Genomic DNA, 12,037 nt, shown 5'->3' on the forward strand with positions numbered 1-12,037 from the left:
TAAATTAGCAAAAAGACTAACCTTTGGAGAACTTACAACTTTGGGATTTTAGATTTATAGATTTCGTTGATGTCTTCCTTGTTGCTATTTTACTCTACTACATCTACAAACTTATAAAAGGTACTGTTGCAATCAATATATTTATTGGAATCCTTATTATTTATTTTGCTTGGCGATTAACCGACTATCTAAACATGTACATGCTTTACAGCATTTTCGATGGATTTATGAAGGTTGGTATTATTGCGCTTATTGTGGTCTTTCAGCCAGAAATTAGAAAATTTCTTCTCATGGTTGGTTCTACTAATATTGGAGGAAAGAAGAGTTTCTTTAAAAATTTTAAGTTCTTAAAAAATGACGACCAAACCTCAACTGATGTCGATGCCATTATTAATGCTTGTAATAGAATGACAACTACAAATACCGGTGCACTAATTGTCCTAGAACGCAACAACAACTTAGATTTTCTCACAAATACAGGTGATGAAATGAATATCTTAGTATCTCAACCAATTATAGAAAGTATATTTTTTAAAAATAGCCCATTACATGACGGAGCAATAATAATCGATAACAATGTTGTAAAAGCAACACGTGTTATCCTACCAGTAAATAATGAAAAGAATATTCCTGAGCGTTTTGGATTAAGACACAGAGCAGCTGTTGGTATTACAGAAAAAACAGATGCTTTAGCGATTGCCGTGAGTGAAGAAACTGGGCAAATTTCTTATATAAAAAATGGAGAATTTGTAATGTTTAAAGATACTGATGAACTCAGAGAAAAGATTAAAAATGACTTAGGCTAGTGAGTTGCAAAAACTGCCTAACAGAATTATCAGAGCAAGGTGAGTACTGCAAAAATTGTGATGTGAAAGTGATTAAAAAACGTTTAAGTTTTAGAAATCTCTTTGTGCATCTCAGTGAAACCTTTTTTAACTATGACAATAAGTTACTCAGAACATTTACAAACTATTTAAACAACCAGAAGATGTTATTAATGGTTACATCAATGGTGTTAGAAAAAAGTACATAAATCCGATTAGCTTCTTTGGTTTATCACTAACCTTATCCGGACTTTCTGTTTTTATTCTTAAGAAGTTTTATGTAGAACACCAAGATTTTTCACGTCTTTTCGAAGGTGTTAAAATATCGCAAGAATCCTTCGGTGCAGCAATTAGTAATGCCCTAGAGTACAATTCGTTAATTTACTCAGTATTAATTCCTTTATTTGCTTTAATTTCTTGGATTGTTTTTTTTAGACAAAAAATATAATTTCACAGAGCATATTATTATTTACCTATACTCCATGTCTTTATTGGGTATAATTTTAGTGTTTATAGCACAAATTGTGTTGCTTATTATTCCAAATTACTACTTTCTTATAAGTATGCTAACATGGCCACTAATGCTATTTTATCATTGCTATATCCTTAAACGTATATTTAAATTATCTTTTGGAAATTTAGTATTAAAATCTATTCTTTGCTTTATTATTTGTAACCTATGCAATTTTCACATTTACAGTATTCTTTATAATGCTAGCAACTGGAGTTGTGAATCTTTAAGATTTTATGCCTAAATAAGTTTTTAGATTTAAACGGCTTCAGCTTTTAAAAACTGAACTTCATACAGATTTTTGTAGTATCCGCTTTCTTTTTTGAGAAGGGATTTATGTGTCCCTATTTCAACAATCTCACCTGCATCCATTACAATGATTTTATCAGCTTGTTTAATGGTTGCTAAGCGATGGGCAATAACAATAGATGTTCTGCCTTTTGTGATTTTATCTGTAGCATCTTGTATTAATTGTTCTGAATAAGAATCTACAGAAGACGTCGCTTCATCTAAAATTAAAATACTCGGATTAGTTACATAAGCTCTTAAAAATGAAATTAATTGTCGCTGACCAGAAGACAACATCACTCCACGTTCCTTAACATTATACTGGTAACCACCAGGTAAGCTCGAAATAAAGTTGTGAATACCTATAGACTTAGCAGCTTTTACAACATCTGCTTCTGTAATATCAGGATTATTCAATGTAATATTATTAAGAATAGTATCAGCAAATAAAAAGACATCTTGCAAAACGACAGCAATTTGATTTCGTAATGAGCCTAAAGTTATTTTTTTTATATCGGTTTCATCAACTGCAATAGTCCCATGATTAATTTCATAAAAACGATTCAACAGATTTATAATGGTAGATTTGCCTGCACCAGTTGCACCAACAATAGCGACAGTTTTACCAGCTTTAACATTAAACGAAATTCCTTTTAAAACTTCTTCATCTTTTACATACGAGAATCTCACATTATCAAATGCAATATTTCCTTTAAAGTGGTTGGCTTCTACAGTACCAGCATCATCGATATTAGAACTAGTATCTAACACTTTAAATACGCGATCTGCAGCTACCATACCCATTTGCAGTGTGTTAAACTTGTTTGCAATTTGATACAATGGTCTAAACAACATTGGAATAAACATCGCAAACGATATTAAATGCCCCATTGTAGTTCCGGAATTTTCAGAAATCGCATCAAATCCACCAACTAATATAACCATAGCCATAGTTAATGATGAAACAAATTCAGCTATTGGAAAAAAAATAGAATTATACCAAACAGTTTTTAGCCAACCTTTTTTATGGCGTTCATTTATAATCTTAAATCTTTTAAACTCAGTAGCTTCTCTTGTAAATAATTGAAGAATCTTCATTCCTGTAACCCGCTCTTGTACAAAAGAATTAAGATTAGAAACCTCATTACGTACATCTTCAAAAGCACGCTTCATATACTTCTGAAATATCTTCGTAGCAAAAACTATAATAGGCAATGTAATAAAAACAATAAGGCTCAATTTTAAATTAATAAAGGCCATAATCCCAGCAACAACTATCATTTTCAATATATCACTAAATATCATAAATAAACCTTGGCCAAAAATATCTGCGATTCGCTCCATATCTGTAACCGCTCTAGTAATAAGAACCCCTACTGAAGATTTATCAAAATAGGTCATTTTGAATTTAAGCATGTGGCGGAATAATTTTACTCGAATATCTCTAACTACAGATTGACCTAGCCAGCTTGCATAATAGATAAATAGTAATTGACAAATCACTTCGAAAAGAAGCAAAGCAAGCATTATGACAATATAGAAAACAAAACCCTCATACTTTTTTTCTGCAATTTGATTATCAATGGCCTGTTGCAACACATAAGGTCTTAGCGCACCAAAAACTGCCAAACCTATAACGCAGAATAACGAAATCACAAAAACCGTACGATACGGTTTTATATATTGTAATAGACGCTTAAATAAAGAAACATCGAATATTTTTTTCTTGTTTTCTGCCATATATATTTTCCGTTAAATCGGGAATTTCATCAATTTTAATTCTCTTTTCTTTGTGTTTTAGGGTAAGTTATGTTTACCAAATATAATCCATGAGCTGGAACTGAAAAACCAGCTTCGCTCCTGTTTTTTGAAGCAATGATTTTATGTAGGTCTTCTAGATTCAATTTACCTAATCCAATATTAACCATAGTACCAACTACTGCTCTTACCATATTACGCAAAAAACGATCGGCAGTAATTGTAAATACTAATTGATTATTCTTCTGAGTCCAAAAGGCTTCTTTAATATCACAATTATACGTTTTTACATCTGTTTTACTTTTAGAAAAGCATTGAAAATCTTTATACTGAAATAAGATTTTACAAGCTTCATTCATAGCTTCAACATCTAAAGGTAATTGTACCTGATAAGCAAAGTCGTAATCTAATACATTTTTTAAAGTTGAAATCTTATAATGATAAGTTCTACTTATCGCATCAAATCTAGCATGAGCTGCACCTTCAACTTCAAAAACATCTATAATAGCAATATCTTTAGGTAAAAATGAATTGAGTTTATAAACTAAATCTTTCGATTCAATTTTTTGTTCAAAATCAAAATGGGCATACATTTCTAAAGCATGTACACCAGCATCAGTCCTTCCGGCTCCCATTATTGTAATAGTATCTTTAAACAGAGTACTTAAAGCTTTTTCTAATACTTCTTGTACAGAAATTGCATTTGGCTGATTTTGCCATCCATGATAAGCTTTACCATTGTATGATAACTGTAAAAAATATCTCAAAAGATTAACCTATTTTTGCTTAGCAAGCTACAAAGATAACTTTATTCTTGCGAAGGCAGGAATCTCCTTAACAAAACATTAGACTTATAAAACACCCAAAAGCTCTACTTTAAAAAGAAATAGCTACTAAATCAAGTTTGGCATAAAAATGAAAAGAATACTCCTTTTATCAGATACACATAGCTATATAGATAACGCTATACTTAAACATGTAAAACAAGCTGACGAAGTTTGGCATGCTGGTGATATTGGTAATTTAGAAGTTACAGATAGCATCAAAAAATTAAAACCATTGAAAGGAGTTTATGGGAATATAGATGACGCTAAAGCCAAAACAGAATTTCCTCTTCATAACAGATTTAAATGTGAAGAAGTTGACGTTTGGATAACCCATATTGGTGGTTATCCTCCAAAATATAATAACCGAGTTAGAGTAGAATTACAATCTAATCCGCCAGATATTTTTATTACAGGCCATTCACACATACTTAAAGTAATGCCAGATAAAAAATTAAATCTTTTACACATGAATCCTGGTGCTGTAGGTAAACATGGTTTTCATAAAGTGAGAACGATGTTACGTTTTAAAATTGATGGTAGCCAAATTAAGGACTTAGAAGTTATTGAATTTGAAAAGCGGTAAAAAAAAGAAAAACCCAGACGGCAGAGTCTGGGTTTTTCGCACTAATACTACTAAGATTTTAGGTTCATCGTAATCGATCTACAGATTTCACAAGATCTTCATCCTTTTTAATAGCCTTGTTAGCCAAGACTAAACACACAATAGAAAAAATAGGAAGAAGAATCCCAATACCTTTCTCAGAAACGTTAGTTTCTCCAGATAAATTTAGAGATTTATAAACAAAGATTCCTAGTAAAATAAAGTTTAATATTATATTAAGTCGTCCCATTACAAATTGGAACTTTCTATTTTTAAAACTAAAAATTGAAATTAAAGATAATAACGCAGAGCCTATAAACATGGCTAAATACGCATAATTATCTAATGCAAATACTTTAACATCGTCATTGTTTGTCCACAAATGAAACACAAATATTAGCCCAGCAGTAATCGCTGCAGCTAAAAATAAATAAAGTGTTTGTATGCGTTGTATCATAACTTTGTTCTAAAAGCAATACAAAATTAGTAGTTTATTTTTTAAAAAGATAGAATTTGTTTTAAAATAAAATCGTATTTTTGCAATAGAAAGAGGTAACGCACTGAGTTGCATCGTTCTAATCTTCCAAATTAATTTCACTTTTTTCTTTTTTATTTCATCTAGAAAACATTGAATTAATAATATCAAAATTATAATACATAAGAATGTTTGAAATTTCTCAGTTAAAAGCTAAAAAGCTTCCTGAATTACAGGATATAGCTAAACAACTAAACGTACCAAAATACCGTACACAAAAAAAATTAGACTTGGTTTATCAGATTTTAGATTACCAAGCGACAAACCCTGATGCTGTTAAAGACAAAGTGGCCACTGAAGAAACTCCTTCAGAACCTAAACAGCAAAACAAACCGCCTCAAAAGCGCGCTAGAGTTCCTCAAAAACCTAAAGAAAATAAAGAACAAAAGACTCTAGAGTTTTCTAATAAAAAGGAGGACACTACAACTAAAACTCAAGAGGGTAAACCACAAGAGCACAAACCTCTAGAACGCAAACATTTGGATCGTAAAACAAATACAGACCAACCTGCAAAAGACAAGTCTAACGCTAAGGAGCCAGAGCAGAAGAAACCTAATCATCGTAATGACGATAAGAGACGTCCTCAGAAAAATGACAACAGGCAACAGCGTTCTAAAGATGGGAACACACACGGCAACAATTCTAAAAATAATGGTAACAAGGATAACCGAAATCGTTACCGCGAGCCAGATTTTGAATTTGATGCAATAATTGAGAGCGAAGGTGTTTTAGACATTATGCAAGATGGTTATGGATTCTTAAGATCTTCAGATTATAATTACTTAACTTCACCTGATGATATTTATGTTTCACAATCTCAAATACGTTTATTTGGCCTAAAAGTTGGAGATACTGTATTGGGAAATGTACGCCCACCAAAAGAAGGTGAAAAATACTTTCCATTAATCAAAGTAAGTAAAATTAATGGTCAGAGTCCAAATGTTGTAAGAGACAGAGTTGCTTTTGAACACTTAACACCTTTATTTCCTCAAGAAAAATTTAATTTAGCTGAGAAGCAAGCAACGATCTCTACTCGTATTATGGATTTATTCTCTCCTATCGGGAAGGGTCAACGTGGTATGATAGTATCTCAACCAAAAACTGGTAAAACAATGTTACTTAAGGATGTTGCAAATGCAATTGCAGCTAATCATCCTGAAGTTTATCAAATGATATTATTAATTGATGAACGTCCAGAAGAGGTTACAGATATGCAACGTAACGTCCGTGGAGAAGTTATAGCTTCTACTTTCGATAAGGAAGCACATGAGCATGTTAAGATTGCTAATATTGTTTTAGAAAAAGCGAAACGCCTTGTTGAATGTGGCCACGATGTGGTAATTCTATTAGACTCAATTACACGTCTTGCAAGAGCATACAACTCGGTACAACCAGCATCTGGTAAAATATTAAGTGGTGGTGTCGATGCTAATGCATTGCACAAGCCAAAACGTTTCTTTGGTGCCGCACGTAACATTGAAAATGGTGGATCTCTCACCATTATTGCTACAGCCTTAACTGAAACAGGTTCTAAAATGGACGAAGTAATTTTCGAAGAATTTAAAGGAACAGGTAACATGGAGCTACAACTAGATAGAAAAATTTCTAACCGTCGTATCTTTCCAGCTATAGATTTAACATCATCTAGCACACGTCGAGATGATATTTTATTAGACGCTACAACAATACAACGTATGTGGGTGATGCGAAAATATCTTGCAGATATGAACCCTGTTGAAGCAATGGAATTTATAAATGAGCGTTTCAAACAAACTAGAAACAATGAAGAGTTCCTAATCTCTATGAATGGATAGATTTTAGAAAAAAAATAAAAACCTTGAATTAATAGTTCAAGGTTTTTTTATACTCATTTTTATTTTTGGAAACAAAAAAAGTCCTTCCATAGAGAAAAGACTTTAAATATCTAGTAAGTATCTACAATTATATTGCAGCTACATGCTTAGTTAACTGAGATTTTAAGTTACTTGCTTTATTAGAATGTATAACATTTTTCTTCGCTAACTTATCTAGCATACTTATAACAGAAGGTAACATTTTTTGTGCCTCTTTAGCATCAGTAATTTCACGTAACTTTTTAATAGCATTACGCGTTGTTTTATGCTGATATTTATTGAGTACACGTCTTTTTTCGTTACTTCTAATTCTCTTTAAAGCTGACTTATGATTTGCCATTGTATTTTTTCTTATTAAAATTGTAGCCCGTAGGGGAATCGAACCCCTCTTACATGGATGAAAACCATGCGTCCTAGCCGATAGACGAACGGGCCATTTGGTTATTTTACTATTTAAATGAACCTACAATGTTTCCATTGCGGATGCAAAAATACAACTATTTTTAAATGTTGCAACTACTAACATATTTTTTTTGGATTTTTTTTAATACGCTTTAGCAAAAAGCACCCGTTGTGTTGATGGTTGTCCACTATAAACACATTTACCTTGTTCTAATTTATTATCAATAGGAATACATCTAATTGTTGCTTTAGTCAATTCCTTTATCTTTTGCTCTGTTTCATTAGTTCCATCCCAATGCGCAGAAATAAAGCCTGTTTTTGATTCTAAAACATTCTTAAAATCTTCAAGACTTTCAACTTTTGTGATATGTGAATCTCTATAATTTAAAGCTTTGGTAAATAAATCGTCTTGAATTTGAGTTAACAAGTCTTTAATTGTACTCGAAATACTAGACATTTTTTCAATAGATTTTGTGAGCGTATCACGTCGAGCTAATTCTACAGTTTTGTTTTCTAAATCTTTAGGGCCTATTGCAATTCTTAATGGCACACCTCGTAATTCATGCTGAGCAAATTTTGCTCCTGGTCTATGAGTAGTTCTTTTATCGAATTTACAACTAATTCCTAGCGTTTTTAACTCCTTAATAATAAACTCCGATTTTTCAGAAATAGCATCGAATTGTTCTTCATTCTTATATATAGGAACAATAACAACTTGAAAAGGTGCTAAGTTTGGAGGTAATACCAATCCTTTATCATCACTATGAGTCATTATTAAAGCTCCCATTAAACGTGTAGAAACTCCCCAAGAAGTAGCCCAAACATAGTCTAACTTTCCTTCATTATTTGTAAACTTCACATCAAAAGCTTTAGCAAAATTTTGACCCAAAAAGTGAGATGTACCAGCTTGTAGTGCTTTTCCGTCTTGCATTAATGCTTCAATACAATATGTTTCTAGTGCACCAGCAAAACGCTCACTTTCCGTTTTCACTCCTTTTATAACAGGAATTGCCATAAAATTTTCAGCAAATTCAGCATATACATCATTCATCTGTTCTGCTTCAACCAATGCCTCTGCTTTTGTTGCGTGCGCTGTATGACCTTCTTGCCACAAAAATTCAGCTGTTCTTAAAAATAAACGTGTACGCATTTCCCAACGTACAACATTAGCCCATTGGTTTATTAAAATCGGTAAATCTCGATAACTTTGTATCCAACCCTTATACGTATTCCAAATTATGGCTTCACTTGTTGGTCTTACTATAAGCTCCTCTTCAAGTTTAGCTTCAGGATCTACTCTTAATTTCCCTTCGTTATCTGGATCATTTTGTAATCTATAATGAGTAACAACTGCACATTCTTTAGCAAAACCTTCTGCATTTTTCTCTTCTGCTTCAAATAAACTTTTAGGAACAAATAATGGAAAATAAGCATTTTCATGCCCAGTTTCTTTAAACATTCTATCTAATTCTGCTTGCATTTTCTCCCAAATAGCATAACCGTAAGGCTTAATTACCATACAACCTCTAACTGCAGAATTTTCTGCTAAATCAGCTTTAATAACCAATTCATTGTACCATTTAGAATAATCTTCAGCTCTACTTGTAAGATTTTTGTTCATCTTCAGTGTTTTGGCACAGATATTGTGCTTATGTTAAATAAAAAAATAGTTCAGCAAAACTAACTATTTTTACATTGTTCAACAATAAAATATAAGAGATATGCAATTTAATACTATTACAAAACAGAAATTGTCATTTTTTGTTGCACTCGGCTTACTTGGCTTGTTAACTTCTTGTGGTTCCTTTCAATATGCAGGATATGATAATGATGGCATTTATACTTCTGATGATTATAATTCTGAAGTTGAGCAACCAGTTGCAACCACATCTACTGATGATTCTAATTATTATAAAAATTATTTTGCAGAGAATTCAGCAGAAGTTGATGCTATAAAAGAAGAAAATGAAACCTTTACAGATATAGATTCTTACGAAGGAAATTATGTAGAAAGAGTCCAAGATACATTAGAGCAGAGACCTGCTTATGGTGGTTGGGGACAAAGCAATAGTACGGTTACTATTAATATAATTGACAACGGTTGGTATGGATATAATGATCCATGGTTATGGAATGGTGGTTATGGTTTTGGTGGGTATTATGGCTATGGTGGGTATTATGGCTATGGTGGTTATGGTGGGTATTATGGTTTGGGTTATGGTGGTTTTGGTTATGGTTATGGTGGTTTTGGTTATGGTTATGGTTATGGTGGTTATGGTGGGTATTATGGTTATGGTGGGTATTATGGCTATGGTGGGTATAACGGCTACAATAGAAATTCTAATAGATATGCGTATAGCAGTGGACGAAGGGGTTCTTTATTATACAATAATAACTTAAGTCGTACAGGAAGAAGTAATTCAGCATTATCAAGACGTGATTATTCAACACGTAGATTATCTTCAGCAAGCACAACAAGAAATAGCCTTAATCCAAGAGTTAGATATAATTCATCAACAAGGCGTATAAATAATAATGGTGTCACAAGATCAACGAGAACCTCCACATCAACAAGATCAGTTCGTGGTACTAGAGTAACAAGACCTGCAAGATCTACTAGAGCTTCAACACCAACTAGAAGGTCAAGATCTTCTGGATCTGTGAGATCAACTCGTGGTTCAAGGTCATCGTCTGGCAGTGTAAGATCATCTTCTAGTAGAAGTTCCTCTTCTAGTAGTGGAAGAAAAGGTAGAGGATAAATTTTAATTTAATTTCAAATTTTAAAAAATTACTCATGAAAAAATTACTTATGTTAAGCATAGGCTTGATAAGCACATCTTATATTTTAGCTCAAGACATTTCCGATGCAGTGAGATTTTCTATGGATGAAATTCAGGGTACAGCTCGCTTTAGAGCTATGAGTGGTGCCTTTGGAGCTTTAGGCGGTGATATGTCTAGTATAAATATTAATCCTGCAGGTTCAGCAATATTTAATAATAGTCATGCATCTCTTTCTTTAGGTGTATTTAATACTAAAAATGACATTAGTTATTTTAATGGCAATAATTCATCTTCAGATTCTAACGTAGACTTAAATCAGTTGGGAGCTACATTTGTATTTAGAAATACCAATGTAAATTCACCATGGACAAAGTTTACCTTAAGTGCTGCTTATGATCGTACAGCCGATTTTGATGATGATTGGATTGCAAGTGGAATAAATCCTAACAATACAATAGGGAATTATTTTTTACAAAATGCACTAGGTTTACGTCTTGATGAAATTTCAGCACTTCCGGGCGAAACATTATCTGAAGCCTACAATGAAATTGGTTCGTTTTATGGATATAGAAATCAGCAGGCATTTTTAGGTTTCGAAGGTTTTATAATCGACCCTGTTGAAGATACAGATGGAAATACTGCTTACACATCTAACATAGATCTTAATGGAGTAAATTTTAATCAACGCTATGCCTATGCAAGTAGAGGTTACAATGGGAAATTAGCATTTAATTTTGCGACAAGCTATGACGATAAAATATACCTTGGATTGAACTTAAATTCACATTTTATCGATTATGAACGAACAACTTTTTTTAGTGAAACGAATTCTAATGCAAGTTCTACAGTTACTAATGTAGATTTTGAGAATAACTTACTTACAACAGGTAGTGGTTTTTCATTTCAATTAGGTGGTATCGCAAAGTTAACTGAAGAATTTAGAGTTGGTCTATCATACAATTCACCGACATGGTACCGAATTTCTGATGAAACATCTCAATATTTGGCCACAACCAGAATAGAGGGAGGATCGAGTATTAATCAAATAGTAAACCCCAATGTAATTAATATCTATGAAGAGTATAAATTACAAACCCCAGGAAAAATCACTGCAAGTTTAGCTTATGTTTTTGGAAAGAAAGGTTTATTAAGTTTTGACTATGCTATAAAAGATTATAGCAACACTAAATTAAAACCTACATCAGATGCTTTTTTCTCTGGATTGAATAATAACATAAGTAATACATTAGATTCTGCTGCTTCTTATAGACTTGGTGGAGAATATCGTCATAAACAACTTAGCCTTAGAGGTGGTTACCGTTTTGAAGAAAGCCCATATAAAGATGATACTTTTTACGGTAATCTCAACGGATATTCTCTTGGCTTTGGTTATAGTTTTGGTGATTTTAATTTAGATGTAGCATTTAGTCAGGCAGAACGTGATATTAATTATCAATTATATTCTGTGGGCTTAACGGATGCGGCTTTAATACAATCAAAATTTACTGATGTTATTTTGACCATGGCATTTAGAATTTAGGTATAATATTTACTTAATAGAAAAGCCTAAACATAATGTTTAGGCTTTTCTATTTCTATAAAATAATTATTTATCGTTTCAGGGTAAAATGGGCTTTAAATTCTTTACGGTTATCTA

10 protein-coding genes and 1 tRNA gene are annotated in these 12,037 nt (G+C 32.3%); 5 read left to right on the plus strand and 6 right to left on the minus strand.

The features are described from left to right. Positions 1-23 precede the first annotated feature (23 nt). Positions 24-806, plus strand: coding sequence for a diadenylate cyclase CdaA (cdaA, locus tag AAC053_RS11895; protein WP_339756840.1), 783 nt, complete (start codon positions 24-26; stop codon positions 804-806). 787 nt (positions 807-1,593) lie between these two features. Here cdaA and AAC053_RS11900 read toward each other — a convergent pair. After that, on the minus strand, positions 1,594-3,363 hold the full coding sequence (locus AAC053_RS11900; protein WP_339756843.1) for an ABC transporter ATP-binding protein: 1,770 nt from the start codon (positions 3,361-3,363) through the stop codon (positions 1,594-1,596). A 35-nt stretch (positions 3,364-3,398) separates the two neighbouring features. Beyond that, positions 3,399-4,148, minus strand: a complete 750-nt coding sequence (gene truA / locus AAC053_RS11905) for a tRNA pseudouridine(38-40) synthase TruA (RefSeq protein WP_339756846.1) — start codon at positions 4,146-4,148, stop codon at positions 3,399-3,401. Between the two features lie 148 nt (positions 4,149-4,296). On the opposite strand from truA, the gene AAC053_RS11910 reads away from it, so the two are divergent. After that, the gene (locus AAC053_RS11910) at positions 4,297-4,791 is read left to right on the plus strand and encodes a metallophosphoesterase family protein (protein ID WP_339756848.1); all 495 of its coding nucleotides are present in this window, start codon (positions 4,297-4,299) and stop codon (positions 4,789-4,791) included. 64 nt (positions 4,792-4,855) lie between these two features. On the opposite strand, the gene AAC053_RS11915 is transcribed toward AAC053_RS11910, so the two are convergent. Beyond that, the gene (locus tag AAC053_RS11915) at positions 4,856-5,266 is read right to left on the minus strand and encodes a DUF4293 domain-containing protein (protein WP_339756851.1); all 411 of its coding nucleotides are present in this window, start codon (positions 5,264-5,266) and stop codon (positions 4,856-4,858) included. Between the two features lie 206 nt (positions 5,267-5,472). On the opposite strand from AAC053_RS11915, the gene rho reads away from it, so the two are divergent. Beyond that, positions 5,473-7,158, plus strand: a complete 1,686-nt coding sequence (gene rho / locus AAC053_RS11920; protein WP_339756853.1) for a transcription termination factor Rho — start codon at positions 5,473-5,475, stop codon at positions 7,156-7,158. A 127-nt stretch (positions 7,159-7,285) separates the two neighbouring features. Here the strand turns inward: rho and rpsT are convergent, their stop codons facing one another. The 3 genes from rpsT to proS form a co-directional block, all read right to left on the minus strand. Further along, the gene (gene rpsT / locus AAC053_RS11925; RefSeq protein ID WP_339756856.1) at positions 7,286-7,537 is read right to left on the minus strand and encodes a 30S ribosomal protein S20; all 252 of its coding nucleotides are present in this window, start codon (positions 7,535-7,537) and stop codon (positions 7,286-7,288) included. A 23-nt stretch (positions 7,538-7,560) separates the two neighbouring features. Next, a tRNA-Glu gene (locus tag AAC053_RS11930) sits at positions 7,561-7,632 on the minus strand. Positions 7,633-7,741: 109 nt separating this feature from the next. Continuing rightward, positions 7,742-9,220, minus strand: coding sequence for a proline--tRNA ligase (proS, locus tag AAC053_RS11935; RefSeq protein ID WP_339756859.1), 1,479 nt, complete (start codon positions 9,218-9,220; stop codon positions 7,742-7,744). A 100-nt stretch (positions 9,221-9,320) separates the two neighbouring features. On the opposite strand from proS, the gene AAC053_RS11940 reads away from it, so the two are divergent. Next, positions 9,321-10,358, plus strand: coding sequence for a hypothetical protein (locus AAC053_RS11940; RefSeq protein ID WP_339756862.1), 1,038 nt, complete (start codon positions 9,321-9,323; stop codon positions 10,356-10,358). Positions 10,359-10,393: 35 nt separating this feature from the next. Continuing rightward, entirely contained in the window at positions 10,394-11,920 is a 1,527-nt protein-coding gene (locus AAC053_RS11945) for an outer membrane protein transport protein (protein WP_339756866.1), read from the plus strand. The last annotated feature ends 117 nt before the right edge of the window (positions 11,921-12,037 follow it).

The organism is uncultured Winogradskyella sp. (assembly GCF_963975125.1).
In the GTDB taxonomy this organism is placed as follows: domain Bacteria; phylum Bacteroidota; class Bacteroidia; order Flavobacteriales; family Flavobacteriaceae; genus Winogradskyella.

Coding starts and splice junctions, on each gene's coding strand:
- AAC053_RS11900 (WP_339756843.1), bottom strand. CDS start 3,363: ATGGCAGAAAACAAGAAAAAAATATTCGATGTTTCTTTATTTAAGCGT.
- AAC053_RS11910 (WP_339756848.1), top strand. CDS start 4,297: ATGAAAAGAATACTCCTTTTATCAGATACACATAGCTATATAGATAAC.
- AAC053_RS11915 (WP_339756851.1), bottom strand. CDS start 5,266: ATGATACAACGCATACAAACACTTTATTTATTTTTAGCTGCAGCGATT.
- rho (WP_339756853.1), top strand. CDS start 5,473: ATGTTTGAAATTTCTCAGTTAAAAGCTAAAAAGCTTCCTGAATTACAG.
- rpsT (WP_339756856.1), bottom strand. CDS start 7,537: ATGGCAAATCATAAGTCAGCTTTAAAGAGAATTAGAAGTAACGAAAAA.
- proS (WP_339756859.1), bottom strand. CDS start 9,220: ATGAACAAAAATCTTACAAGTAGAGCTGAAGATTATTCTAAATGGTAC.
- AAC053_RS11940 (WP_339756862.1), top strand. CDS start 9,321: ATGCAATTTAATACTATTACAAAACAGAAATTGTCATTTTTTGTTGCA.
- AAC053_RS11945 (WP_339756866.1), top strand. CDS start 10,394: ATGAAAAAATTACTTATGTTAAGCATAGGCTTGATAAGCACATCTTAT.